This is a genomic window from Sphingobium agrisoli (assembly GCF_041877245.1).
Taxonomy (GTDB): domain Bacteria; phylum Pseudomonadota; class Alphaproteobacteria; order Sphingomonadales; family Sphingomonadaceae; genus Sphingobium.
The window spans coordinates 803,095-827,463 of the sequence record NZ_JBHDJI010000001.1 but is presented as its reverse complement, the minus strand read 5'-3'; the positions used below and the strand labels follow the sequence as shown (position 1 = coordinate 827,463).

At 64.8% G+C, this 24,369-nt stretch carries 22 protein-coding genes and 1 pseudogene; 9 read left to right on the top strand and 14 right to left on the bottom strand.

Going from position 1 to position 24,369, the window contains the following annotated elements:
* The first annotated feature begins 56 nt into the window (after window positions 1-56).
* The 4 genes and pseudogenes from ACETPF_RS03910 to ACETPF_RS03895 all read left to right on the top strand — a co-directional run.
* Entirely contained in the window at window positions 57-1,325 is a 1,269-nt protein-coding gene (locus ACETPF_RS03910) for a pyruvate dehydrogenase complex dihydrolipoamide acetyltransferase (RefSeq protein ID WP_373932945.1), read from the top strand.
* Window positions 1,325-1,723 carry an acyl-CoA thioesterase gene (locus ACETPF_RS03905; RefSeq protein ID WP_373932944.1) on the top strand — a complete coding sequence of 133 codons (399 nt, stop codon included), beginning with the start codon at window positions 1,325-1,327 and terminating at the stop codon, window positions 1,721-1,723. The genes ACETPF_RS03910 and ACETPF_RS03905 overlap by 1 nt, the downstream gene beginning before the upstream one ends.
* Before the next feature lie 18 nt (window positions 1,724-1,741).
* Window positions 1,742-3,139 (top strand): dihydrolipoyl dehydrogenase, encoded by a 1,398-nt coding sequence (lpdA, locus tag ACETPF_RS03900; protein WP_373932943.1) that lies wholly within the window; start codon window positions 1,742-1,744, stop codon window positions 3,137-3,139.
* A pseudogene (locus tag ACETPF_RS03895) lies at window positions 3,096-3,680 on the top strand (phosphatase PAP2 family protein); the annotation flags it as partial. The gene lpdA and the pseudogene ACETPF_RS03895, both read left to right, overlap by 44 nt.
* A 51-nt stretch (window positions 3,681-3,731) precedes the next feature.
* On the opposite strand, the gene ACETPF_RS03890 reads toward ACETPF_RS03895, so the two are convergent.
* The 11 genes from ACETPF_RS03890 to ACETPF_RS03840 form a co-directional block, all read right to left on the bottom strand.
* Entirely contained in the window at window positions 3,732-5,219 is a 1,488-nt protein-coding gene (locus ACETPF_RS03890) for a DUF2142 domain-containing protein (RefSeq protein WP_373932942.1), read from the bottom strand.
* A gap of 134 nt (window positions 5,220-5,353) precedes the next feature.
* On the bottom strand, window positions 5,354-6,277 hold the full coding sequence (locus tag ACETPF_RS03885; protein WP_373932940.1) for a hemolysin family protein: 924 nt from the start codon (window positions 6,275-6,277) through the stop codon (window positions 5,354-5,356).
* 8 nt (window positions 6,278-6,285) lie between these two features.
* Complete coding sequence (gene ybeY / locus ACETPF_RS03880) at window positions 6,286-6,798, bottom strand: rRNA maturation RNase YbeY (RefSeq protein WP_373932939.1); 513 nt, start codon at window positions 6,796-6,798, stop codon at window positions 6,286-6,288.
* Window positions 6,799-6,921: 123 nt separating this feature from the next.
* Window positions 6,922-7,926, bottom strand: coding sequence for a PhoH family protein (locus tag ACETPF_RS03875; RefSeq protein WP_373932938.1), 1,005 nt, complete (start codon window positions 7,924-7,926; stop codon window positions 6,922-6,924).
* Between the two features lie 122 nt (window positions 7,927-8,048).
* Window positions 8,049-9,413: a tRNA (N6-isopentenyl adenosine(37)-C2)-methylthiotransferase MiaB gene (gene miaB, locus ACETPF_RS03870; RefSeq protein WP_373932937.1), complete on the bottom strand. Its 1,365-nt coding sequence runs from the start codon at window positions 9,411-9,413 to the stop codon at window positions 8,049-8,051.
* A 9-nt stretch (window positions 9,414-9,422) separates the two neighbouring features.
* Entirely contained in the window at window positions 9,423-10,181 is a 759-nt protein-coding gene (locus ACETPF_RS03865) for a lysophospholipid acyltransferase family protein (RefSeq protein ID WP_373932936.1), read from the bottom strand.
* A 7-nt stretch (window positions 10,182-10,188) separates the two neighbouring features.
* Window positions 10,189-10,611, bottom strand: a complete 423-nt coding sequence (locus tag ACETPF_RS03860) for a Fur family transcriptional regulator (RefSeq protein WP_373932935.1) — start codon at window positions 10,609-10,611, stop codon at window positions 10,189-10,191.
* Between the two features lie 114 nt (window positions 10,612-10,725).
* The gene (locus ACETPF_RS03855) at window positions 10,726-11,151 is read right to left on the bottom strand and encodes a Ros/MucR family transcriptional regulator (protein WP_373932934.1); all 426 of its coding nucleotides are present in this window, start codon (window positions 11,149-11,151) and stop codon (window positions 10,726-10,728) included.
* A gap of 112 nt (window positions 11,152-11,263) precedes the next feature.
* The gene (locus ACETPF_RS03850) at window positions 11,264-11,743 is read right to left on the bottom strand and encodes a GNAT family N-acetyltransferase (protein WP_373932933.1); all 480 of its coding nucleotides are present in this window, start codon (window positions 11,741-11,743) and stop codon (window positions 11,264-11,266) included.
* A complete protein-coding gene (gene tsaB, locus ACETPF_RS03845) occupies window positions 11,740-12,366 on the bottom strand; it encodes a tRNA (adenosine(37)-N6)-threonylcarbamoyltransferase complex dimerization subunit type 1 TsaB (protein WP_373932932.1) in 627 nt (208 codons plus the stop codon). The genes ACETPF_RS03850 and tsaB overlap by 4 nt, the downstream gene beginning before the upstream one ends.
* Before the next feature lie 74 nt (window positions 12,367-12,440).
* Entirely contained in the window at window positions 12,441-13,016 is a 576-nt protein-coding gene (locus ACETPF_RS03840; protein ID WP_373932931.1) for a NifU family protein, read from the bottom strand.
* A 95-nt stretch (window positions 13,017-13,111) separates the two neighbouring features.
* On the opposite strand from ACETPF_RS03840, the gene ACETPF_RS03835 reads away from it, so the two are divergent.
* Window positions 13,112-13,582, top strand: a complete 471-nt coding sequence (locus ACETPF_RS03835) for a pyridoxamine 5'-phosphate oxidase family protein (protein WP_373932930.1) — start codon at window positions 13,112-13,114, stop codon at window positions 13,580-13,582.
* Window positions 13,583-13,860: 278 nt separating this feature from the next.
* Window positions 13,861-15,243 carry a DEAD/DEAH box helicase gene (locus ACETPF_RS03830; RefSeq protein ID WP_373932929.1) on the top strand — a complete coding sequence of 461 codons (1,383 nt, stop codon included), beginning with the start codon at window positions 13,861-13,863 and terminating at the stop codon, window positions 15,241-15,243.
* Between the two features lie 146 nt (window positions 15,244-15,389).
* Here ACETPF_RS03830 and ACETPF_RS03825 read toward each other — a convergent pair whose 3' ends face one another.
* Complete coding sequence (locus tag ACETPF_RS03825) at window positions 15,390-15,965, bottom strand: hypothetical protein (protein WP_373932928.1); 576 nt, start codon at window positions 15,963-15,965, stop codon at window positions 15,390-15,392.
* A 189-nt stretch (window positions 15,966-16,154) separates the two neighbouring features.
* On the opposite strand from ACETPF_RS03825, the gene ACETPF_RS03820 reads away from it, so the two are divergent.
* Complete coding sequence (locus ACETPF_RS03820) at window positions 16,155-19,037, top strand: M16 family metallopeptidase (RefSeq protein WP_373932927.1); 2,883 nt, start codon at window positions 16,155-16,157, stop codon at window positions 19,035-19,037.
* Window positions 19,038-19,050: 13 nt separating this feature from the next.
* Here ACETPF_RS03820 and ACETPF_RS03815 read toward each other — a convergent pair whose 3' ends face one another.
* Window positions 19,051-19,209 carry a hypothetical protein gene (locus tag ACETPF_RS03815; protein WP_373932925.1) on the bottom strand — a complete coding sequence of 53 codons (159 nt, stop codon included), beginning with the start codon at window positions 19,207-19,209 and terminating at the stop codon, window positions 19,051-19,053.
* A gap of 117 nt (window positions 19,210-19,326) precedes the next feature.
* The gene (locus ACETPF_RS03810) at window positions 19,327-19,911 is read right to left on the bottom strand and encodes a TetR/AcrR family transcriptional regulator (protein ID WP_373933069.1); all 585 of its coding nucleotides are present in this window, start codon (window positions 19,909-19,911) and stop codon (window positions 19,327-19,329) included.
* Window positions 19,912-20,030: 119 nt separating this feature from the next.
* Here ACETPF_RS03810 and ACETPF_RS03805 point away from each other — a divergent pair, with 119 nt between their 5' ends.
* Window positions 20,031-21,191 (top strand): efflux RND transporter periplasmic adaptor subunit, encoded by a 1,161-nt coding sequence (locus ACETPF_RS03805; protein ID WP_373932924.1) that lies wholly within the window; start codon window positions 20,031-20,033, stop codon window positions 21,189-21,191.
* Window positions 21,192-21,194: 3 nt separating this feature from the next.
* Window positions 21,195-24,368 carry an efflux RND transporter permease subunit gene (locus tag ACETPF_RS03800; RefSeq protein ID WP_373932923.1) on the top strand — a complete coding sequence of 1,058 codons (3,174 nt, stop codon included), beginning with the start codon at window positions 21,195-21,197 and terminating at the stop codon, window positions 24,366-24,368.
* The last annotated feature ends 1 nt before the right edge of the window (window position 24,369 follow it).

Below are 24,369 nucleotides of genomic sequence, written 5' to 3'. Positions count from 1 at the left end.
AATGGGTGGAAATGGGAGGCAAACAGCCGGATGATCCAGAAAAGGCCCTTAACCCTATGAGCACTAACATCCAGATGCCCGCGCTTTCCCCGACGATGGAGGAAGGCACGCTCGCCAAATGGCTGGTGAAGGAGGGCGACAGGGTGTCGTCGGGTGATCTGCTGGCCGAGATCGAGACTGACAAGGCGACGATGGAGTTCGAGGCGGTCGATGAAGGCGTGGTGGCCAAGATTTTGGTCGCCGAAGGGGCCGAAGGGGTGAAGGTCGGCACTGTGATCGCGATCATCGCCGAAGAGGGCGAGGACGTGACGGCAGCAGCGTCGGGTGGCGGCGCGAAGGCGGAGACGCCTGCGCCCAAGGCTGATCCGGTGCCCGAAAAGCCGGCCGCGCCCGCGCCGAAGGCCGATGCTGCGCCGGCCCCCAAGGCCGCGTCGGCGAGCGATGGCCGGGTCAAGGCGAGCCCCCTCGCGCGCCGGCTGGCAGAGGCGCAGGGCATCGACCTGTCGAGCATCACGGGGACCGGCCCGAACGGCCGGGTGGTAAAGGCGGACCTGGAGGGTGCGAAGCCCGCCGCTGCCGCACCGGCCGCTGCGCCCGCCCCTGCCCTCGTTGTCCATGCAGCTCAGGATTTCGGCATTCCGCACGAGGTCATCAAGCTGAGCGGCATGCGCAAGACCATCGCGCGCCGCCTCACCGAGTCCAAGCAGCAGGTGCCGCATATCTACCTGACCGTGGACATCCAGCTGGATAAGCTGCTCAAGCTGCGGGGCGAACTGAACGCTGGGCTGGAAAGCCGCAAGGTCAAGCTGTCGGTCAACGATCTGCTGATCAAGGCGCTCGGCGTCGCGCTGGTGCAGGTGCCCGAATGCAATGTGCAGTTCGCTGGCGACCAGATGCTGCAATTCAAGCGCGCCGATATCTCGGTGGCGGTTTCGATCCCCGGCGGGCTCATCACGCCGATCATCACCGAGGCAGACAGCAAGGGCGTCGCCGCCATTTCCACCGCGATGAAGGATCTGGCGAGCCGCGCCAAGGACGGAAAGCTGAAGCCGGAGGAATATCAGGGCGGTACGGCGTCGCTGTCCAACATGGGGATGTTCGGCATCAAGCAGTTCGAGGCGGTCATCAACCCGCCTCAGGCCATGATCATGGCGATCGGCGCGGGCGAGAAGCGGCCCTATATCGTTGAGGACGCGGTGCAGATCGCGACCGTCATGTCCGCGACCGGCAGCTTCGACCATCGCGCGATCGACGGTGCGGACGGCGCGCGGCTGATGCAGGTCTTCAAAGAGCTAGTCGAGAACCCGATCGGACTGCTCGCCTGATGGGGCATGTCGACGAACAGCCGCCGGAAGCCAGTCCGGCCGTTCGCGTCATCGCGATGCCCGCCGACACCAATCCCTATGGGGACATATTCGGCGGCTGGCTGATGAGTCTGATGGACTCGGCGGCGGGATCGGTCGCAGCGCGGCATAGTCACGGCCGCGCGGTCACCATCGCGGTCGAGGGGATGAGCTTCCTGCGCCCGGTGGTCGTGGGCGACGAGGTGTCGGTCTTTGCAACCCTTAAATCCGTTGGGCGCACGTCGATGAAGATCGCCGTAGAAGCATGGCGCCGGACCCGGCATGACGACCGCAGCTATCGTGTGACCCAGGCGACCTTTACCTTTGTGGCGATCGGGGAAGATCGCCAGCCCCGTTCCGTGCCGCCGATGGCGGAATGAGATAAGAGAGAAGAGAATATGGCTGAGAATTACGATCTCATCGTTCTGGGCTCCGGCCCCGGCGGCTATGTCGCTGCGATCCGCGCGGCGCAACTGGGCCTCAAGACCGCTATCGTCGAGCGTGAAAATCTGGGCGGCATCTGCCTCAATTGGGGCTGCATCCCGACCAAGGCGCTGCTGCGGTCGGCGGAGATTTTCCACTATATGCAGCATGCCGGCGATTATGGCTTGGCGGCCGAGAAGATCAGCGCCGACATCGCGGCGGTGGTCAAGCGTTCGCGCGGGGTTGCCAAGCAACTCAACCAGGGCGTCACGCACCTGATGAAGAAGAACAAGATCGCCGTGCACATGGGCGAGGGCAAGCTGACCGGGAAGGGCAAGCTGTCCGTCACCAAGGACGGCAAGACCGAGGAACTGACCGCCAAGAACATCATCCTGGCGACCGGCGCGCGGGCGCGCGACCTGCCGGGGACGCCGGCGGACGGCAAGCGGGTGTGGACCTATCGCCACGCGATGACCCCGCCCGAAATGCCGAGCAAGCTGCTGGTCATCGGATCGGGCGCGATCGGAATCGAGTTTGCGAGCTTCTATAACGACATGGGCGCCGATGTGACCGTTGTCGAAATGATGGACCGGATCGTGCCGGTCGAGGATGCGGATGTGTCCGCCTTCCTCGAAAAGGCATTGAACAAGCAGGGCATGACCATCCTGACCGGTGCCAACGTCAGCGATATCAAGGTGAGCGACAAGGGCGTGTCGGCCAAGCTGAAGGATAAGGCCGGCAAGGAAAGCGCCGCCGAGTTCAGCCATATGATCGTGGCCATCGGCATCGTGCCCAACACGGCAGACATCGGCCTCAAGGAACTGGGCGTCGCGGTGGACGATCGCGGCTTCCTCAAGACCGACGAAATGTGCCGCACCAATGTGGACGGTATCTGGGCAATCGGCGACATTACCGCCCCGCCATGGCTGGCGCACAAGGCGAGCCATGAGGGCGTGATCGCCGCCGAAGCCATCGCGGGCAAGCATCCGCACGCGATGGACCCGCGCAACATTCCGGGCTGCACCTACTGCCATCCTCAGATCGCGTCGGTTGGCCTGACCGAGGCGAAGGCGAAGGAAGCGGGCTATGAGGTGAAGGTCGGCATGTTCCCCTTCATCGGCAATGGCAAGGCGATCGCGCTGGGCGAGGCGGAAGGCTTCACCAAGACGGTGTTCGACGCCAAGACCGGCGAGCTGTTGGGCGCGCACATGATCGGCGCGGAAGTGACCGAGATGATCCAGGGCTACACCATCGGCAAGACGCTGGAGACGACTGAGGCAGAGCTGATGCACACGGTCTTTCCCCATCCGACCATTTCGGAATCGATGCATGAGAGCGTCCTCGCCGCTTATGGGCGCGCGCTCCATATCTGAGCCACGCAGATCGCTGCACAAAGGCGCGGGGGCTTTGGCCGTCGCGCTTTTCTGCGTGCTGCTGATCGCGTTGATGCAGCGGGCCGGGTGGCTGGACGCGATCAATGTCGGGCTGATGGAAGCGGGTGGCCGGGCGCGGGAGACGGCGCTGGGCGGGCATGTGACGACGGTGATGCGGCTGGCGTCGGCGGTCGGTGGGACCGCCGGGCGGCTGGCGCTGGTCGCGGTGGTGCTGCTGCCGTTGCTCTGGTTTGGGTGGCGGCGGTCGGCGCTGTGGTTCGGCGCGACGATCGCCGGGGGCACGTTGCTCAATCTGGGGTTGAAGCAGCTTTTCGCCGCGCCCCGGCCGGACCTGCTGCCGCATCTGGATATCGTCCACACCTATAGTTTCCCGAGCGGCCATGCGGCGGGGAACATGATCTTCTTTGGCGCGGTGGCGATGCTGGCAGGGCGGCGGGGCGGTTATGTCGCAGCGGCGGCGATGATCGCGCTGATCGGGGTCAGCCGGGTGTGGCTGGGCGTCCATTGGCCGAGCGACGTCGTCGCCGGGTGGATCGAGGGGGTGGGCTGGCTGGCTTTTTGCGGAGCCTGGCTACCAGCGCGGGGAGGGCAGCAGAAGCTCCCGACGGAGGTCGTTGTGCGGCGGCATCCCGTCGCTTGTGATGAAGCCGTGGACCCAGAAACTGTCATAGGCGGTGGCGGCGGCAATCAGCATTAGCGGGATTGCGGTGGCCGCAAGCAGCCGCTGGGCCCCGCGCATCGGCTGGGCGGGCGACAAGGCGAGTAGGACGAGCGGCAGGACCGGGAGGAAATAGCGCCCCTGTGTCCCCTGAATATAATCCGCGCCGAGTGGCGTTCCGGTCAGATACATGGCGGTTTCGATGAGCAGCGCCACGCCGCCGGCCACGGCCAGCCACCAGAGGCGCTGGACGAGACCGAAGCGCGCGCCGGAGCCGCTCGCGACGCCTACGCCGAGCATCAGCAGCGCAAGCGGATAGGCGAGGAGTGGCAGGAGGATCGCGTTCCAGCCGAAGCGGCCGACGATCTGGAGCGCATAGACGGGCGCGCGTTCGGCGACGCTGGAGACGAGGATGCGAACGAAGCCGGCGGGATCGGCGAAGATGAGCGCGAGCTGGTCGCGCAGCGGCGCGGTCATCATCGTCTCGCCGGTCTTGCGCGACTGGATATGGTAGAGCGCCTGGCTGCCGCCTGAAAGGTGCATCCAGCCGAGGAAGGCGACGGCGCCGAGCGCCATGGCGGCGAGGATCAGCCATGGGCGGCCATCGCGGCGGCCGGTGGGCCAGCGCAGGCCGGCGGCCATGAGGGGGAGATAGACGCCCTTGCACAAGGCGAGCAGCGGGGCGGTGACGAAGAGGGCGGCGGTACGGGCCGGGGCTTGGCTCATGAAGCCGCAGCGCAGCGCCAATGCGAGGCCGAGGAAGCCGAGGCCGTCGATGACGGCGTCGGGCGAGAGCGAGCCGGTCTGATAGGCGAATGTTGGCAGCAGCGCGGTAGCGAGTAGCGCGTTACGGCCGAAGGGAAGCAGCATGAGCGCGGCGGCGAGCAGGGCGAGGCCTGCGAGCGCGTTGACGATACGTCCGGCGTAGAGGGCCTCGATCCAGGGCAGGCCGGTGGCGCGGCCGAGCGCGAGGCCCGCCGCGCCGGGGGCGTAGAGGCTGGGCGCGTAGCTTGCAACATTGGGGAAATCGGCGAAGGCGGCGCCGGGGCGGGCTGCGTCGGCGGCCGCGCTGGTTTTGAGCTGCTCGGTGTCGAAGCGGCGCAGGATGGGCGGCACGTCGGTCGGGAAATCGGCGGCGTGGATGTCGAGCGCGGCGCGGGGCAGGTCCGCGCCAATCGCGGGGCCGCGCTGCTCGGTCAGCAGCTTGCCCTGCGTGAGGGCGAGCGCCTTCATATAATGCTGGTTCTCGTCGGGCGCCTGAAAGGGCGGGGTGACGATGGCGAAGAACAGGGTCGCGACGCAGACGAGAGCCAGCAGCAGCTTTTCGGACGCGCTCCAAGGCGCGGCGAACAGCATGTCCGCCGTGCCGCCTGGGCGCATCTGGTGCCGTTCGCTTCGCATGATCCTGTGTCGTTCCGCCCGAGGTAATGGCGAGCATCGCAGCGGGGGCTTAATATTTCGCGACTGTCAGGGAATGTTGCTGCGCGCTGCCCTTGATAGCAGGGCTGCGCTCCGGCATTCGCCGGAGTGCCGAATTATTCCTCCGCTTCCGCCTTCACCTCCGGCGGATGCAGGCGAAGGCGGGTGACGCGGCGGCCGTCGCTGGCGACGATTTCGAGTTTCCAGCCGCTTTCCTCGTGCAGCAATATCTCGCCGGGGTCGGGAACGCGGCCGGCGAGGATGAAGGCGAGGCCGCCGAGCGTGTCGACATCCTCCTCAATGTCGCCCAGCCGTTCGTCGATTTCCTCGGCCACATCGTCCAGTTCGGCGCGGGCGTCGGCTTCCCACAGGCCACCGTCGAGCGGGACGAGCATCGCTTCGGGCGCGTCGTCATGCTCGTCCTCGACCTCGCCGACGATTTCCTCGACCAGATCCTCGAAGGTCAAAAGCCCTTCGGTGCCCGAATATTCGTCCAAGACGATGGCGAGATGGGTGCGCTTGGCGCGCATTTCGGCGAGCAGATCGAGCGCGCCCATGCTTTCGGGAACGTAGAGCGGCTGGCGGATCAGCGGTTCGAGCGTGTCGGGCACCGGCGCCTTGCCTGCCAGGATGGCGAAGGCGTCGCGGATGTGGATCATGCCGACGATCGTGTCGAGATTTTCGCGATAGACCGGGATGCGACTATGCCCTGCCTCGGCGAAGAGCGCGGCAAGGTCGGCGAAGCTCGCTTTTTCCTCGATCGCGATGATGTCGGCGCGGGGCACTGCGACATCATCCACCGTATGTTCGGAAAAATGGAGGAGATTGCGCACCATCTGCCGCTCGATCGCGGACAGGTCGCCCTTGGCTGGCGGGTTTTGCGCCTGATCTTCCTCGTCATAGTCGTCGAGCGCTTCTTCCAGTTCCTTGCGGAGGCTGGTTTCGCCATTCTCGCCGAACAGGAGCGACTTGATGCCGCTCCATAGGCCGCCTTCGCCGCTACTGTCCGTTTCTTTCGAACCGGCGCCCTCGTCAGCCATGATGTCGTTCAATCCCCTGTTGGTCGATCCGCATAGGGATCGGCAAGCCCCAGGCTGGCGAGCGCGGCGATCTCCAGCGCTTCCATGGCCTCGGCCTCATTGTCGTCCATATGGTCGTAGCCGAGCAAATGAAAAGTGCCATGGGCGATCAAATGGGTGGCATGATCGGCGACGCTGATGCCCTTTTCGGCGGCTTCGGCGGCGCATACCCCTTCGGCCAGCACGATGTCGCCCAGCAGCACCTCGCCATCGTCGGTGTTGGCGGTGGCCTGGAGCAGGTCGTCCTGGACCATCGGGAAGGAGAGGACGTTGGTCGGCTTGTCCTTGTCGCGATAGGCGCGGTTGAGGCTGTGGACTTCCTCATCCGAGGTGAGCTTCACCGCGATTTCATAGAGGGTGGGTGCGGCGGCGAAGGAGGCATAGGGGCTGTGCGCGATGGCGGCGGCGACGGCGCGGTCGGCGATGAACTGCCAGTCGGCGTCCGGCCAGCCGGCATCGTGGAGGAGGGCGACGTCGATCATATTTTCAACCTTCCGTTCTGGCTGAGCGAAGTCGAAGCCTCCTGACTGAGTGGAGGCGAAGTGGCCTCGCTCCGCCCGGCAGAGCCCTTCGACAGGCTCAGGGCGAAAGGGTTATGAATCAGGTCAAGCATCCGGCCCCTCATAGGCCTGGACGATGCGGCCGACGACCGGGTGGCGGACCACGTCGGCGATGCCGAAGGGGATCATGGCGATGCCCTCCACGCCGTCGAGCCGCGCGACCGCGTCGGCAAGGCCGGAGATGCCGGGCTGAGGCAGGTCGACCTGCTTGGGGTCGCCGCAGATGACCATGCGGCTGCCTTCGCCGAAGCGGGTGAGGAACATCTTCATCTGGGCGATGGTGGTGTTCTGTGCTTCGTCGAGCACGATGAAGGCGTTGGCGAGGGTGCGGCCGCGCATGAAGGCGAGCGGGGCGATCTCGATTTCGCCGCTGGCGATGCGGCGTTCCACCTGTTCGGCGGGCAGGGTATCGTGCAGCGCGTCGTAGATCGGGCGAAGATAAGGATCGACCTTTTCCTTCATGTCGCCGGGCAGGAAACCGAGCTTCTCGCCCGCCTCCACCGCCGGGCGGGAGAGGATGAGGCGATCGACGGTGCCAGTGATGAGCTGGCTGACCGCCTGGGCGACGGCGAGATAGGTCTTCCCGGTGCCCGCCGGGCCGAGCGCGAAGATGATGTCGTTGCGCGTCAGCGCCTCCATATAGGCGACCTGCGTGGCGCTGCGCGGAACGATGGTCTTCTTACGGGTGCGGATCATCACCCTGGGCGGTTCGGCGACGTCGTGGCGGATGATGCCGTCGAGCGTGGGTTCGGACGACATGGCGATGACGGCCTCCACCGCGCCGCTGTCGATCTCCTGGCCCGCCACAATGCGATTATAGAGGCCGGTCATGACATCGCGGGCACGGGCGGCGGCCTGCGCTTCGCCCTCGATCTGGAGCTTGTTGCCGCGCGCGGCAATGTAGACGCCGAGGCGGTTTTCGATCGCGACGAGATTTTGGTCATATTGGCCGAAGAGCGCACCCAAAAGGTGCGGCTTTTCAAATGTGACTTCGAGGCGCGCGCGCTCTGCGGTGTCGGCGCGGGGGCTGTGATGGGGCTTTTTCGACATAGGTCAGCCTCTCCCTTGCTCGGTCATGCCCACGGCGGCGGGCATCCATCTCCCAAACCAAGCCTCTAGCGGTACGGTCCGGAGATGGGTTCCCGCCTGCGCGGGAACGACGGTGCGATGGTTCAAGCGGCCTTCCTCCTCACGGTTTCGCCGGCCAGGCTGTTGGGGCCGGCGCTGATGATATCGACGTCAACCAAATCGCCGATCGAAAGCTCCGGCGCGGTCACGACGACGGACTGGAGCCACGGCGACTTGCCGATGAGTTGACCGGGGTAGCGGCCCTTGCGCTCCAGCAAAATGTCGGTGGTGCGGCCGACGGTCGCCGCGTTGAACTCGGCCTGCTGGCGGTTCAACAGCGCCTGAAGCCGGGCGAGGCGGTCGTCCATGACCTCCGCCGCGACCTGGCCTTCCATGTCGGCGGCGGGGGTGCCGGGACGCGGGCTATATTTGAAGCTGTAGCATTGGGCGTATCGGACCTGTTCGACGATCGCGAGCGTGTCTTGGAACTCCGCCTCGGTCTCGCTGGGGAAGCCGACGATGAAGTCCCCGGAAATGGCGATGTCAGGGCGCGCGGCGCGGACGCGCTCGATGATCCGCAGGTATGATTCCGCGCTGTGACTGCGGTTCATGGCCTTGAGGATACGGTCGTTGCCTGCCTGTACCGGCAGGTGGAGGAAGGGCATGAGCTTGTCCACCTCGCCATGGGCGGCAATCAGGCCGTCGCTCATGTCGTTGGGATGGCTGGTGGTGTAGCGGATGCGCGCGAGGCCGTCGATCTTGGCCAGTTCGCGGACGAGACCGTCCATGCCCTGCGCGCGGCCCCTGTCGTCTTCGCCCGTCCAGGCGTTGACGTTCTGGCCGAGCAGGGTGATTTCGCGCGCGCCGCCATCGACCAGCGCCTTGGCTTCATCGATAATGGCGGACCAGGACCGGCTGATCTCCGCGCCGCGCGTGTAGGGAACGACGCAATAGGTGCAGAATTTATCGCAGCCTTCCATGATGGTGAGGAAGGCCGTGGGCCGGGCCTGCTTGGTACGGGCGGGGAGCGCGCCGAATTTGGAGGCGAGCGGCATATCGGTATCGACGGCGGCCTCTCCGCGTCCGGCCTTGCCGATGAGATCGGGCAGGCGGTGATAGGCCTGCGGCCCGACGACGATATCGACATTGCGTGCGCGGCGCTGGATTTCGCTCCCCTCGGCCTGGGCGACGCAGCCCGCGACGGCGATCATCGGGCGGGTTCCATCTTCGCGCGTCAGGCGGCCGATGTCGGAATAGACCTTGTCCACCGCCTTTTCGCGGATGTGGCAGGTGTTGAGAATGACGAGGTCGGCCTGCTCCCCGTCCGCCGCCGCCGTCATGCCCTGCATGCCCAGCATTTCGGCCATGCGCTCGCCGTCATAGACGTTCATCTGGCAGCCGAAGCTCTTGACGTGGAAGGTCGCGGGGCTGGTCTTGGCGGGCGTGCGGGAGGCGTCGTTACGATTCATATGACCCCGCTATATAGAGGGCGAACGATCAGCGGAAGGGCGCTGATGGCGCGCCATGCTCGCGGCGATGCGCTCTCGGGCGAGGGCGGCGATGGCCTTGCGGTCGGGGCAGGTTGCCGGATCGAAAGGTTCGAGGAAGCGCAGGGTGACGGGCAGCGACCCCTGTCGCGCCAGCACTCGCGCTGCGTTTGCCCCGGCCGGCTCCTCGCCAAGCCAGGCGATGTCCACAGCGGCGTCGCCATAATCGATATGAACCGGCTGGATCAGCACCGGGCGGGGCGGGGGCAGGAGGACGGCGAGCAGAGCGGGCTTGAACGGCAGAAGGGTGCGGCCGTCGCCGGTCGTGCCTTCCGGGAAAAGCGCGACGGGCTGATGGCCGAGCATGGCGGCGCGCAGCGCCTCGATCTGCCCCGACAGCGCGCCGCGCCGATCGCGCGAGACGAAAAGTGTATTGTTCTGCGCCGCGAGCCAGCCGATCGCAGGCCAGGCGGCGACATCGTCCTTCGATACGAAGGCAGCGCCGGTCGCCCCGCCCAAAGCCAATATGTCGATCCAACTCACATGATTGGAGAGGATGAACATGTCGCCGCCTTGGGGTTGCCCTTCGACCCGCACCCGCGCCCCGACCGCGCGGGCCGCCATGCCGAGAAAGAGGCGGGGCCAGGGGGAGCGGCGGCGGATGAGCCGCCAGAGGAGATGGAGCGGCAGGCAGAGAGCCAGGCTGGCGACCAGCGCGCCGATACGGCTGAGGCGACGCAGTGTCTCCAAGGCGAGTTCAGTTTTTTCGGTCGAGCGCGACGCCGTACAATTCCATGCGGTGATCGACGAGACGGAAGCCGAGCTTTTCGGCGATCTGCTTTTGCAGCTGTTCAAGCTCCGGGTCGACAAATTCGATGACGTTGCCGGTTTCGACGTCGATCAGATGGTCGTGATGCGCTTCGGGCGCCGCCTCATAGCGGGCGCGGCCATCGCCGAAATCATGGCGTTCCAATATGCCCGCTTCCTCGAACAGGCGCACGGTGCGGTACACCGTCGCGATCGAGATGCCCGGGTCGATCGCGGCAGAGCGGCGGTGCAGTTCCTCTACGTCCGGGTGATCGGTGGCGTCGCTCAAGACCTGCGCGATGACGCGGCGCTGCTCGGTGATGCGCAGCCCTTTTTCATGGCAAAGGGCTTCGACGTCGATTTTGCGGTTCATGCAGGCTCGCTTGCTGGCGGGGCGAAGGAAGGCAAAGCCTAGCGCCTTTTACTCATACAGGAAAGGGGCGCGTCGGCGACGCGCCCCTAGTCACGATCATCTGATGCGCTGGGCTTACTTCGCGCCGCGCGTGCGGCGGCGCTTGGTGCCCAGGCCAATTTTCTTGGCGAGAGTGCGGCGCTGTTCGGCATAGTTGGGGGCGACCATCGGATAGTCGGCGGGCAGGCCCCATTTGGCGCGATAATCTTCCGGCGTCATCTGATAATGGGTCATCAGATGGCGCTTGAGCATCTTGAGCTTCTTGCCGTCTTCCAAGCAGATGATGTAGTCGGGTTTGATGGAGGAGCGGACCGACACGGCGGGTTCCGGCTTCACTTCGGGCACGGGAGCGGGTTGGCTGAGGCCCGAGAGCGCCGAATGCACATTCTGGATCAGCGAGGACACATCGCCGACAGCGACGCTGTTATTCGAGACGTGGGCGGCAACAATGTCCGACGTCAAAGTAATGAGCAGTTCGCTCTGTGCTGATTCGTTTTCCATTTTTCGTTTCCTGCGAAGGCTATATCTAGTGCGACCCGCCCGAGGAAATTCATTTCAGGAGCGGTACAGGACCGCTAGACCCTCACGGCGCGACGTGCAAGGGCTTGCTGTATTACATTTGCATATCTTTGCGAAAACTCAACGCATCGTGAAGTTGGCCATCATTGCCGCGATAGTAACCGGGGCGGCGATGTACATATTCGAAACCGAGTTTCTCGTATAAACTTATAGCGTTGTTCGTCGAACGTACTTCCAGGTTCATTGAGATGATGCCTCGGCGGCGGGCGGTGCGGAGACTGTCGCGCAGCAGCGTTTCGCCGACGCCTCGGCCGCGCCAGAGCGGATCGACCGCAAGCAGCAGCAATTCGCATTCATCGAGCACCGACCGAACGAGCGCGAAGCCGAGCGGGGCGGCGTCGGTGCGGGCAATGGTGAGCCAGGTGCCGGGCATCTGCATGACGCTCGAAAGCTGGGGCAGCGTCCATGCTTCGCCAAAAGCAGGGTCGAAGGCGCGGGCCATGACCGCCATCGCATCCGCCATCGCGTTGCGGTCTGCCTCTTGATGGGTGTCGAGCGCGATGCCGGGCATCATGAGGCGGCGCGCTCCGCCAGAGTCATCGCGTCCGCGCCCCGGCCGTAGATGGGGCTGGGAGGCAGGGCGGGAAGGCCGGCGATCAGCGGAAAATCGGCCGCGTCTGGGTACAGGGCGATCGCCGCGCCCGCGCCGCGCGCGGTGACCAGTGCCTCCGCGCCGGTGCCATAGAAATGGTCGGCATCTATCCGTAGCGCCAGATCGGCGATGGGGGTCGAGACGATGGCGGTGCGGGGGGTGAGTCCGTCGTGCTCAAAACATTGCCAGAACAGTTCGCCATGCCCCCCGGTGATGGTGACCGCGATCGGCCCCGCGGAATGGTGCGCCGCCGCCTTCGCCGCGATCAGCGATGGGCTGCTATAGCCGTGGACCTGGATCGCCCAAGCCAACGCGAGCGCCCGGGCGGCAGCGATGCCGATGCGCACGCCGGTGAAGCTGCCGGGGCCGACATCGACCGCTATCGCGTCCGCCCGGCCGCCGCCGGGCAAAGCGGCAATGGCGGGCAGCAGTGCTTCGGCATGGCCGCGCCCGACAATCTCATGGAAACGGCCGATTGGCGCGCCATCCTCCAGCAGGGCAACGGACAGAGCCTGGGTCGCGGTGTCGATCACCAGAAGGCGCAAGCGATACTCCCGTCAAGATTCGCCTTGCGGTTAATCGATCGGGCGGACTTTGCCAAATGGCTTGGGGGGATGCGTCAGACAGCGCGAACTTCGGTCACTTCGGGGACATAGTGTTTGAGCAGTTGCTCGATCCCATTCTTGAGCGTGGCGGTGGAGGAGGGGCAGCCCGAGCAAGCGCCCTGCATCTTCAGATACACTGTGCCCTTGTCGAAGCCGCGATAGACGATGTCGCCGCCGTCATTGGCGACCGCGGGGCGTACGCGCGTGTCGATGAGGTCGCGAATCTGCTCCACGATCTCGGCGTCCTCCGGGTCGTCGCTGAAACTGTCGTCGTCGGCCGGGACGCTGATGCCGGCGGCGGAACCGGCCGCGAACAGCGGCATGTCGGCGGAAAAGTGATCGAGAAGGATCGCCAATATGTCGGGCTTCACGTCCGACCATACCGATCCCGGCGCGATCGTCACCGAGATGAAGTCACCGCCGAAAAAGACGCCGGTGACATCGCCAAGACCGAACAGCGCATCGGCGAGCGGCGAGGCCTCCGCTTCCTCTGGCGACGCGAAGTCGCGCGTGCCCGATCCCATGACCACGCGGCCGGGGAGGAATTTGACGGTGGCCGGGTTCGGCGTGGCTTCGGTCTCGATCAGCATGGCCGCCATGTGGCGACGAATGGGATGAAGATCAAGCATCGCGGAACTTCGCGGGCGGCGGGCGATTGGGGAGGTGCAGCAAAGGAGACAGGATGATGACCGACACAGCCGAAATTCGCGAACGATTCTGGAAAGAGATGACGCAGAGCCCTTTCCTTATGGTGGGCTTGACCGACAGCGCCGAGCATAGCCTGCCCATGACGGCGCAGCTCGACCCCGACGCAAATCATTGTTTCTGGTTCTACACGTCGAAGGACAATCGCCTGGCGCCCGGCGGCCCCGCAATGGCGCAATTTTCGGCCAAGGATCACAACCTGTTCGCCTGCATCAAGGGGACGCTGACCCCGGAGACCGATCCTGCGGTGATCGACCGTTACTGGTCCAAGCAGGTCGAGGCCTGGTATCCCGGCGGGCGCGATGATTCCAGCCTCCTGATGCTCCGCTATGACCTCGGCACGGCGGAAATCTGGCTGGCCGACCTGTCCTTGAAGGGCGTGTTCAAGATGATGTTCGGCGGGGACGTACGCGCGGAGATGAAGGGCAAGCACGCCGAAATCGCGCTTTGATCGTCCGTTGATTGTGATAGGGCGGCCCGGCATGTCCGGGCCGCTTGCTTTTTGGGCGCGCTTGCGCCATATGCGCCGCAGCGCAGCAGATGGCCGTTCGATCGGTCCCCAGCGATTGGCAGCGTGATCGTCCCGGCCTGATGGCATGGACCGGCCAATGACAAGCCTGCGCCAAGCTTTGAGGCTTCCCTTTTCACGCGGGTCGTTTCGTAACCCGCCTCGCGCCCTTGGCTTGCGTTCGCACCAGGTCGGCGCCCGGCCGACTTGTGAGCATATCCATGGAATTTACCGAACTTGGCCTTTCCGAGCCGATCTTGAAGGCGCTCGCCGCCAAAAATTACGCCACCCCCACGCCGATCCAGCAGAAGGCGATCCCCGTCCTGCTGGAAGGCCGCGACCTGTGCGGCATCGCGCAGACCGGCACCGGCAAGACGGCGGCCTTCGCGCTGCCCAGCCTCGACTACTTCGCCCGCAACCCTAAGCCGACGCCGAAGCTCGGCTGCCGGATGCTGGTGCTCTCGCCCACGCGCGAACTCGCCGCGCAGATCGCGCAGAGCTTCCGCGACTATGGCCGCTTCCTGAAGCTGTCGGTCGAGACGGTGTTCGGCGGCGTGCCGATCAACAAGCAGATCCGCGCACTGTCGCAGGGCGTCGACATCGTCGTCGCGACGCCGGGCCGGCTGCTGGACCTCATCGACCGGCGCTGCTTCACCATCAAGGACACCGAAATCTTCGTCCTGGATGAAGCGGACCAGATGATGGACATGGGCTTCATCCATCCGTTGAAGCGCGTCGCCAAGCTGTTGCCGCGCGATCGGCAGAACCTGTTCTTCTCGGCGACCATGCCCAAGGAGATCGAGGCGCTGGCCGGGCAGTTCCTGAACGATCCGGTGAAGGTGAGCGTCGCGCCGCAGTCGACCACGGCGGAGCGGGTGCGGCAGCAGGCGACCTTCGTCAATCAGGCCGAGAAGCAGGCGCTGCTACATATCGTGCTCAAGACCGAGGAGATCGACCGCGCGCTGATCTTCACCCGCACCAAGCATGGCGCGGACCGGGTGGTGCGGTTCCTGGAGGGTGCGGGCATCGACGCCTTCGCCATCCATGGCAACAAGAGCCAAGGCCAGCGGACCACCGCGCTCCAGGCGTTCCGTCAGGGCAAGGTCAAGCTGCTGGTCGCGACCGACATTGCCGCGCGCGGCATCGACGTGTCGGGCGTCAGCCATGTCATCAACTTCGAGATACCGAACGTGCCGGAACAATATGTCCACCGCATCGGCCGCACCGCGCGCGCCGGGGCGGAGGGCGTGGCGATCAGCTTCGTGGCGGACGACGAGCGGCCCTATCTGAAGGCTATCGAGAAGGCGACGCGGGTGAAGCTCGACATCGCGCCGCTGCCGGAGAATTTCATGGAGGCGGTGCGCAACCTCCCGAAGCCCGCCGCGCCGCGCAAGGGGCCGAGCCAGTCGCCCGCGCAGCAGGCGAAAAGGGCCGAGGGGCAGCGGCGTTATCAGGACGGGCAGAAGGCCGCGCGCGGCGCGCCTGACCGGGCGCGGCGGAGCGAGGGTGAGGGCGCTACGGGCGCGCCGCGCCGGCGTCGCCGCGGCGGCGGCGGTGTGGGCGCGCACAAGGGCGCCGTGCAGCGGACGGGTGCGCCGCGCTGAGGCGGGGTGCCTCGCGGGGGCGATTTTTGGGGAAGGCGGATGTGCGAGGGCATGTCCGTCTTTTCTTGTTGTAGTTCGGTTTGATCCGTTGACGACGCTTCTGAAACAATTTCGGGTGCCGGATGATTGATGTTTCGTTTTCCGGGTCAGGCACCGGTAAACGCTGCAATGACTGCTTCTTGAAAGCCAACTCCATAAAGCCAACCGTCCAGCCGACGTTCATTTGAGGTATTTTGCGGAATGTTGGCTAGCTTAAGCAGTACTTCAAAATCCTCGAACATAGTATCTTCCAATGGAGGGGGTGGCGGTTCTTCCCCTTTTGCTATTGCGTCTGTCTGGACACGAAACAATGCGATCAATTTAGGCCGCAATGGTTCAAGCGATACTCTTAAACGCTCCTCCTCTGAAGCGCTAAACGAAGGCGGTATACCTCCCCATTGGACCTGCAGCCATCTGTGTTCGAAAGCCAGCCGAGTAGCTGCCGATGACCATTCGTTGAGATACGCGCATACTTGAGCGCGAAATTGTAATGATGCTTGCACCGCCGCCAACAGGTTGCTCTCTTTGCGGAGGGTGTCTCGATGACGATCCAAAACGGTTTGCTCGGCCTCTCCCATCGGCAAGTTCATGCATTCAAGATGGTTTGCTCCAAAAGCCGGAGTGCAACCAATAGCTAGTGCTGCCACTAGAAACGACTTCGAAATTAGAGATTGTTTGCTCATGCCGCCTGCTTCTCTTGCTCTACGCGCGCGAATAACATCGAAAAAGTCTCGCCTCCAATGATTTCGCATTAATGCCGTCGTTGGCCTCATCACCAACCCCCGATCACATTCCCGCCCTCTCCCCGCCCACCCACCACCCACCCCACTTGTCAGTGGTCATTCAGGAAAAGGGCGCTAGGCTTGCCGTCTATGCGCTTATCCCCCCGCCGTTCGGCCGCTTCGCTCAGCATCATCGCTCTTCTGCTTTCCGGCGCGCCGCTGGTTGCCGCGCCGGCCGATGCGCCGCAAGCTGCGCAGGGTGCGTCGCAGGCGCAGGTCAGGCCCTGGCTTTACGAGAATAGCGATGTGCCGATTGATCCGGCGTGGCGGTTCGGCACCTTGTCCAACGGGTTGCGCTATGCGGTGCGGCGTAACGGGGTGCCGCCGGGGCAGGTGTCGATCCGCCTGCGGGTCGATGCCGGGTCATTGATGGAGAAGCCCGACGAACTCGGCTATGCCCATTATATCGAACATCTGTCGATGCGCGGATCGCGCCATGTGCCTGATGGCGAATCGAAGCGCATCTGGCAGCGGCTGGGCGTTACCTTCGGCAGCGACAGCAATGCGCAGACGACGCCGACCGGCACGACCTATGCGCTCGACCTGCCGCAGGCGACGTCGGCGAGCCTCGGCGAAAGCATGAAGATATTGGCCGGCATGATGACCGACCCCAATATCGTCGACAGCGCGGTGGCGGCCGAGCGCGCGGTGGTGCTGGCGGAGAAGCGGGAGAGCGACGGGCCGCAATCGCGGCTTTCGGAGGCGAGCCGGCTGCATTTCTTTTCCGGCCAGCCGCTTGCCGACCATGCGCCGATCGGCACGGTGGCGACGCTCAACGCGGCGACGGCGGCGAAGGTCGAGGCATTCCACAATCGCTGGTATCGCCCTGAAAATGCGGTGATCGCGATCGCGGGCGATATCGACCCGGCCCTGGCCGAGCAGGTCATCAAGGATAATTTTTCAAGCTGGAAGGGTGTCGGACCCGGCGCGGAGCTGCCCGATTTCGGCGCGCCCGACCCCCATCAGCCGCCGACACGCATCGTCGTGGAGCCGGGCGCGCCCTTGGGGCTGACCATGGCCTGGCTGCGGCCATGGAAGCCGCATGCCGACACCATCGTCTATAATCAGGACAAGCTGACCGATATGCTGGCGCTCCAGATCGTCAGCCGCCGGCTGGAGCGCGCGGCGCGGGCCGGGGGGAGCTTCCTGCAATCGAGCGTCGACCAGCAGGATGTGGCGCGGTCGGTGGACGGCACTTTCCTGACGATCGTACCGACCGGTGACGATTGGGAGAAAGCGCTGCGCGACGTCCGCGCTATCATCGAGGACGCGAAGGCCGCGCCGCCGAGCCAGGCGGAGATCGACCGCGAATATGCGCAGCTCGACACGGCGCTCGCGATCGGAGTTGAAAATGCCGACACCGAGCCCGGCTCCAAGCAGGCGAGCGATCTGGTGAGCGCGGTCGACATTCGCGAGACGACGGTCAGCCCGCAGGCGGCGGTCGATATCTTCCGCGCCGGGCGGCCGGCGATGACACCGCAGAAGATCCTCGATTCGACGCGGCGGCTGTTCACCGCAGGTGTGTTCCGCGCGCTGCTTGTGAGCGGCAAGACGCTGCCGGGAGCCGAGCCGAGGCTCGCCGCCGCCGTCGCCGCGCCGGTGAAGGCTGCCGCCAATGCGCGCCTCGCCGACAAGGCGGTGACAATGGATGATCTGCCCAAATTCGGCCCGCCCGGGACGGTCGTGTCGCGCGTGCCAGTGGGCCTGCCGGGAATGGAGAGCATCACTTTTTCCAACGGGGTAAAGCTGACGCTGTTCGCCAATGACGTCGAGACAGAGAAGGTGCGGGTCAATGTCCGCTTCGGCCATGGACAGCAGGCTTTCTCACCGACCAAGGCAGCGCCCGGATGGGCGGCGAACTATGCGCTGATGGCGAGCGGGATCGGCACGCTGGGGCAGGGCGAGCTGGACGAACTGACCAACGGCCGGCGCATCGGTATGGACTTCACCATCGACGATGACGCCTTCGAGCTGGCGGCGCTAACCCGGCCGGCCGATTACAAGGACCAGTTGCGCCTGTTTGCGGCGAAGCTGGCGGCGCCCGGCTGGGATCCTGCCCCCATCGCGCGGGTGAAGACGGGCGCGGCTGTGGCCTATGACGCGCTGTCGCGATCGCCGGACGCGGTTATCGGGCGCGATCTCAACTGGCTGCTGCACGACAAGGATGTGCGTTTCCGCACGCCTGACCGCGCGGAGATCGAAGCGCTGACACCGAAGGCGTTCCGCTTGGCCTGGGAACCGCTGCTTGCGTCGGGGCCGATCGAGGTGCAGATTTTCGGCCAGGTCAAGGCGGAGGAGGCCATTGCCACGGTCGCTGCGACCTTCGGCGCGTTGCCGGCGCGGCCCGACAGACCCGTGCCGGCCGCGAACAAGGCGATGCGCTTCCCCGCCCATGTGGAAACGCCGGTTGTGCTGCGGCACCAGGGTGACAAGGAGCAGGCGGCGGCTGTGCTAGCCTGGCCCACGGCGGGAGGCTTCACGCTTCAGAAGGAGGCGCGGCAGTTGGAGATATTGACCCAGATCTTCAATGACCGGTTGTTCGACAAGCTTCGGTCGACCGAAGGCGCGGCCTATTCGCCGAGCGTTCAGAACAACTGGCCGTTTTCGTTCGAGAGCGGCGGCTATATCCTTGTCACCAGTCAGGTGCGGCCCGATCGCATCGCCTATTTTTACGATGTGGTGAAGCAGACCGCAGCCGACCTCGCCAAGACGCCGGTCAGCGACGACGAGTTGCAACGCGCGGTCGCGCCGATGAGGCAATTGCTGTTGCGGGCAAGCACGGGCAACAGTTTCTGGATGAAGCAGATGGCGGGATCGAGCCGCGATCCTCGCTTTATCGATGCGATGCAGAGCATGTCGCAGGATATGCTGACCGTGACGCCTGCGCAGCTGCAGGCGCTGGCGGCCAAATATCTGGTGCCGGACAAGAGTTGGTCGGCGGTGGTGCTGCCCGAGGGCGTAGCGGCGCGCTGAGGCGCCGCCCGCGTCAGGCGGCCAGCGCTTCGTCCAGCAACTGCGCATATAGCCGGACGTAATGCAGATGCAGCGCGCGGATGCGCGGGTTGGTCGCGCGAGCGGCGAGCGCGCGGTTGCGCTCTATCCGCTCGGCGAAATATCCTTGGTCGAAACAGCCGCTGTTCGTCATTGAGGATGCCTTCCGTTCAATAGTCGTGTCCCAATGCGGGAGGCACGATCCCGGTTGCGGCGGATGCGGCAGGCTGTTCGCGGTTGCGGCAAAAGGAGGCGTGGCGGGAGATAGGTTTCAGCTGGCACGGAGCGCGGCGACGATCATCCGCGCGGACCGCCGGGCTGTCTGGGCAACATCGAGCCTGGGACGCGACAGGCTGCGATGGCCAAGCCCGAACAGGCAGGAGAGGACCAGTTCTTCGGCGGCGTCTAGCGCCTCGCCAGTCAGTTGGTCGTTGGCGGCACAGGCGAAGTAGCGAATATATTCACGGAATCGCGCGCACATGTCCCCGATCGTGTCGCCCACGGCAGGGTTGCGAAACGCTTCTGCAAAAATGTCAAAAGCCAGCCCGTCCTCTTCCTCATCAATGCTGTGGAGCAACACTTGCTCGAAGATGCACTCGACATCCACGTTGCCCGCCTCGAGGTGCTGACGCAGCCCGGCCATGTCGTTGCACCATTGGTCGGCATGATCGCGGACCAGCGCCGCAATGATATCCTCCTTGCTTTTGAACAGGCGATAGATTTGCCCCACCGACACGTCTGCTGCGCCTGCGAGGTCGGTCATGGGCGTTTGGTGGAAGCCGTTGCTGCCAAAAAGGCTGCGGGCGGCGGCCAAAATCCGCTGTCGTCCGTCTTTCTCGTTGTGCACTGCAACCAAATTTCGTCCCCGGCGTTTTTGAGGCACTTGAATTCCCCCTGCCACGATCTATTTTGACCGACAAGCGGAATGAACATTCATTCCGTTCTGTCGATCCAATCCACAACGGAAGCTAGACGATGCAAAAGGGGACATTCACCGGCCTGCTGGCGTGCGCCTCCGCATTGGCGCTCAGCGCCTGCGGCAAGCAGGAAGCGCCGCCGCCTCCGACGCCCACGGTCGGTGTCGTCACGCTGAAGGTCGAGTCGGCCCCTCTCATTAACGAACTGCCGGGCCGGATCGCTGCGCGCGAAACCGCCGAGGTGCGGCCGCAGATCAGCGGCGTGATCCGTCGCCGAGCCTTTGCCGAAGGCGGCTATGTAAGCGCTGGGCAGCTTCTCTATGAAATCGAGGATGCGCCCTATCGTGCTGCGCTGGCGCAGGCGCAGGGGACACTCGCCACGGCGCAGGCGTCGATCCGCGCGACCAGTCTCCAGGCGCAGCGCTATCGCGATCTGGTCGGCATCAACGCCGTCAGCCGGCAGGAATATGACAATGCGGAGGCCGCTGCCAATCAAGCGCGCGCGACCGTCGCGGCGCAGCGGGGGGCGCTGCAGGCGGCGCAGGTGAACCAGAATTTCACCCGCATCCGCGCGCCAATTTCCGGCCGGATCGGCCGGTCGCTCTTCACGCCCGGCGCTTTGGTGCAGGCAGGGCAGGCGGATGCGCTCGCGACGATCCAGCGGACCGACAGCGTCTATGTCGATGTCTCCCAGTCCGCGGCGCAGCTCATCGACCTGCGACAGGCGATGAAGGCAGGCGGAGTCAGCGAAGCAGGCGGCGCGCGCATCCGGTTGCTGCTGCCCAATGGCAGCGAATATCCGATCGAGGGGCGGCTGCAATTTTCCGAGGTCACCGTCGATCCGTCGTCAGGCGCGGTTACGCTGCGCGCGACCTTTCCCAATCCTGACGGGCTGCTGCTGCCCGGCATGTATGTCCGGGCGCGGCTGGTTGAAGGGCAGCGGACCAACGCCATTCTTGTCCCTCAGCAGGGTATCAGCCGCGATGCGCGCGGGCGGGCGACCGCGCTGGTTGTGGGCCGCGACAACAAGGTCGAGATGCGCCAGGTCGAGGTCGATCGCGCGGTCGGCGACAAGTGGATCGTGACCAAGGGGCTGAAGGCCGGCGACCGGCTGATCGTCGAGGGGCTGGTCAATCTGCGCCCCGGCACGGTGGTCAAGGCCGGCGCCCCTAAGCAGGTGACCGCTGGGCAGAATGGCGCAGCGGGCGGGGCGCGATAAGCCATGGCTCGCTATTTCATCGACCGGCCCATCTTCGCATGGGTCATCGCCATCGTCATCATGCTGGCCGGATTGCTGGCAACCCGTTCCTTGCCGGTGGCGCAGTTCCCGGAGATCGCGCCGCCGGCGGTGACGATCCAGACCACCTATCCCGGCGCGAACGCCCAAACGCTGGCAAGCACGACGACCCAGATCATCGAGCAGCAGCTCAAGGGCATCGACAATCTACGCTATTTCTCGTCCACCAGCGACGGGTCGGGCAATCTCAACATCACCCTGACCTTCGAGCAAGGAACAGACCCCGACATTGCGCAGGTGCAGGTCCAGAACAAGCTGGCGCAGGCGACGCCCCTGTTGCCGCAGGAAGTGCAGCAGCAGGGGCTGCGCGTCGCTAAGTCGGCGGCGAGCTTCCTCCTGATCCTGGCGGTCTATGCCGATGATGGCATCCATGACGGGCAGGATACCGCGGACTTTGTCGCGTCATCATTGCAGGATCCGATCAGCCGTGTAACCGGGGTGGGCGACACGGTTTTGTTCGGGTCGCAATATGCGATGCGGATCTGGCTCGACCCGTTCAAGATGGCGACGCTCCAGGTGACGACGGGCGACGTCAAGAACGCGATCCGGGCGCAGAACGCGCAGGTGTCCGCCGGCCAGATCGGCGGAACGCCCGCGCCGGCCGGACAAGCGCTGAACGCCACCGTGACGGCGCAGTCGCGACTGCGCACGCCGGAGGAATTCCGCAACATCCGCCTGCGTAGCAATCCCGACGGGTCAGTGGTGCTGTTGTCCGACGTGGCGCGGGTTGAACTGGGGGCGGAGAATTACGGGTTCAGCGCCAAGTTCAACGGGCATCCGGCAGCCGGATTTGGCATAAGGCTGGCGCCGGGCGCGAACGCGCTTGATACCGTCACGGCGGTCAAGGAACGTGTGGACCAGCTGTCGAAGAATTTCCCGGTCTGGGTCAAATATGACTTCCCGGTCGACAATTCACGATTCGTGCGGCTCTCGGTCGAGCAGGTGATCGAAACACTGTTCGAGGCGGTGCTGCTGGTTTTCGTCGTCATGTTCATCTTCCTCCAGAACTGGCGCGCGACGCTGATTCCGACGATTGCAGTGCCCGTGGTGCTGCTGGGGTCGCTGGCGGTGCTGAGCGCGGCCGGGTTTACCATCAACACATTGACTTTGTTCGGCATGGTGCTGGCGATCGGCCTGCTCGTCGACGACGCGATCGTGGTGGTGGAGAATGTCGAACGTCTGATCCAGACCGAGGGGCTGAGCCCGCGCGAGGCCGCGCGCAAGTCGATGGACGAAATCAGCGGCGCGCTGATCGGCATCGGCCTCGTACTGTCGGCGGTGTTCCTGCCGATGGCCTTTTTCCCGGGATCGACCGGCGTCATTTTCCGGCAGTTTTCGATCACCATCGTATCGTCGATGATCCTGTCGGTGCTCGTCGCACTGATCCTGACGCCGGCGCTGTGCGCCACGATATTGCGGCCGGTCGAACATGGCCACAGCTGGCATGGTCCGGTCGGTTCGGTCTTCGGGCGCTTTTTCGACTGGTTCAACCGCACCTTCGACAAGGGCGTGACCCGATACGGCCAGGGTGTTCAGAAGGTGGAGCGGCGCTGGGGGCGGACCATGATCGTTTATGGCCTGATCGTGGCTGGTATGGCGCTGGTCTTCCTGCGGCTGCCGGGCGGCTTCCTGCCAGCGGAGGATCAGGGCATCGTCATCAATCAGATATCCCTGCCGGCTGGCAGCACGATCGAGGAAACCGAGCGGACGCTGGCCCGGATGCGGCAGCATTATACGACGCAAGAGAAGGACAATGTCGCTGCGACCTTCACCATCGCGGGCTTTGGTTTCGTCGGGCAGGGGCAGAATGTCGGCATCCTGTTCGTGCGGATGAAGGATTGGGAGCATCGCCAGGGTGAGAAGAACGGCGTCCCCGCTATCGCGCTGCGCGCCAATATGGCGTTCCAGCAGATCAAGGCAGGCATGGCCTTTGCGATCGTGCCGCCATCGGTTCAGGAACTGGGCAACGCGTCGGGCTTCGACTTCCAGCTGCTCGACCAGGCTAATCTTGGGCATGACGCGCTGTTGGCCGCGCGCAACCAACTGCTCGGCATGGCGATGGCGGACAAGCGGCTAGCGCAGGTGCGCCCCAACGGGCTGGAGGATACACCGCAGCTCAAGCTGAACGTCGATCAGGCGGCGGCGGGCGCGCTGGGCGTAGCGCAGGCCGACGTCAACGACACGATCAGCACCAATCTGGGCGGCTCCTATGTCAACGACTTTATCGACCGCGACCGGGTGAAGCGAGTCTATGTGCAGGCCGACGCGCCCTTTCGCACCTCCGCCGACTCAGTGGGCAATTATCATGTGCGCGGCAGCACGGGAACGATGGCTCCGCTGTCGGCCTTTGCCACGACCGAGTGGATTCAAGGGCCGGCGCGGCTGGAGCGCTTCAACGGTGTGCCGTCGATGAACATCCAGGGCAGCCCTGCCCCGGGCGTGTCGACCGGCACGGCCATGCAGGTGATGGAAGAGATGGCGGGCAAGCTGCCCCCGGGGGTCGGCTTCGCATGGAACGGCATTTCCTATGAGGAAAAGACGTCCGGTGGACAGGCTCCCTATGTCTATGCGCTGTCGATGCTGATCGTTTTCCTGTGCCTGGCGGCGTTGTACGAAAGCTGGTCGGTGCCGATCGCGGTAATCCTGGTGGTGCCTCTCGGCGTGCTGGGCGCGGTGATTGCGGCGAAGCTGGTGGGGCTCAACAACGACATCTATCTTCAGGTCGGCCTCATCACCACGATCGGCGTGTCGGCGAAGAACGCGATCCTGATAGTCGAATTTGCCGAAGAAAAGATGCGCGAGGGCATGGCGCCGGCGCAGGCGGCGCTGGAGGCGGGCAAGCTGCGGCTGCGGCCGATTCTGATGACCAGCTTCGCCTTCATCTTCGGCGTGCTGCCGCTGGCGGTGGCAACCGGTGCCGGCGCAGGCGGGCAAAATGCGATCGGCTGGGCGGTGGTCGGCGGGATGCTGTCGGCGACGGTGCTGGCGATCTTTTTCGTGCCGGTCTTCTTTACCGTCGTGAAACGGCTGTTCCGCGAACATAAGGACCATGAGGCGGCAGGCGACCGGGCGACCCCCGGCGCGCCGCGGGAGGCTTGAC

What these genes read in the sequence shown, in the direction of transcription:
- ACETPF_RS03875 (WP_373932938.1), bottom strand. Translation starts at nt 7,926, where the DNA reads ATGTCGAAAAAGCCCCATCACAGCCCCCGCGCCGACACCGCAGAGCGC.
- miaB (WP_373932937.1), bottom strand. Translation starts at nt 9,413, where the DNA reads ATGAATCGTAACGACGCCTCCCGCACGCCCGCCAAGACCAGCCCCGCG.
- ACETPF_RS03860 (WP_373932935.1), bottom strand. Translation starts at nt 10,611, where the DNA reads ATGAACCGCAAAATCGACGTCGAAGCCCTTTGCCATGAAAAAGGGCTG.
- ACETPF_RS03825 (WP_373932928.1), bottom strand. Translation starts at nt 15,965, where the DNA reads ATGAGCAAACAATCTCTAATTTCGAAGTCGTTTCTAGTGGCAGCACTA.
- ACETPF_RS03835 (WP_373932930.1), top strand. Translation starts at nt 13,112, where the DNA reads ATGACCGACACAGCCGAAATTCGCGAACGATTCTGGAAAGAGATGACG.
- ACETPF_RS03840 (WP_373932931.1), bottom strand. Translation starts at nt 13,016, where the DNA reads ATGCTGATCGAGACCGAAGCCACGCCGAACCCGGCCACCGTCAAATTC.
- ACETPF_RS03850 (WP_373932933.1), bottom strand. Translation starts at nt 11,743, where the DNA reads ATGATGCCCGGCATCGCGCTCGACACCCATCAAGAGGCAGACCGCAAC.
- ACETPF_RS03820 (WP_373932927.1), top strand. Translation starts at nt 16,155, where the DNA reads ATGCGCTTATCCCCCCGCCGTTCGGCCGCTTCGCTCAGCATCATCGCT.
- ACETPF_RS03890 (WP_373932942.1), bottom strand. Translation starts at nt 5,219, where the DNA reads ATGCGAAGCGAACGGCACCAGATGCGCCCAGGCGGCACGGCGGACATG.
- ACETPF_RS03855 (WP_373932934.1), bottom strand. Translation starts at nt 11,151, where the DNA reads ATGGAAAACGAATCAGCACAGAGCGAACTGCTCATTACTTTGACGTCG.
- ACETPF_RS03815 (WP_373932925.1), bottom strand. Translation starts at nt 19,209, where the DNA reads ATGACGAACAGCGGCTGTTTCGACCAAGGATATTTCGCCGAGCGGATA.
- ACETPF_RS03800 (WP_373932923.1), top strand. Translation starts at nt 21,195, where the DNA reads ATGGCTCGCTATTTCATCGACCGGCCCATCTTCGCATGGGTCATCGCC.
- ACETPF_RS03830 (WP_373932929.1), top strand. Translation starts at nt 13,861, where the DNA reads ATGGAATTTACCGAACTTGGCCTTTCCGAGCCGATCTTGAAGGCGCTC.
- ACETPF_RS03805 (WP_373932924.1), top strand. Translation starts at nt 20,031, where the DNA reads ATGCAAAAGGGGACATTCACCGGCCTGCTGGCGTGCGCCTCCGCATTG.
- ACETPF_RS03885 (WP_373932940.1), bottom strand. Translation starts at nt 6,277, where the DNA reads ATGGCTGACGAGGGCGCCGGTTCGAAAGAAACGGACAGTAGCGGCGAA.
- ACETPF_RS03910 (WP_373932945.1), top strand. Translation starts at nt 57, where the DNA reads ATGAGCACTAACATCCAGATGCCCGCGCTTTCCCCGACGATGGAGGAA.
- ybeY (WP_373932939.1), bottom strand. Translation starts at nt 6,798, where the DNA reads ATGATCGACGTCGCCCTCCTCCACGATGCCGGCTGGCCGGACGCCGAC.
- ACETPF_RS03905 (WP_373932944.1), top strand. Translation starts at nt 1,325, where the DNA reads ATGGGGCATGTCGACGAACAGCCGCCGGAAGCCAGTCCGGCCGTTCGC.
- lpdA (WP_373932943.1), top strand. Translation starts at nt 1,742, where the DNA reads ATGGCTGAGAATTACGATCTCATCGTTCTGGGCTCCGGCCCCGGCGGC.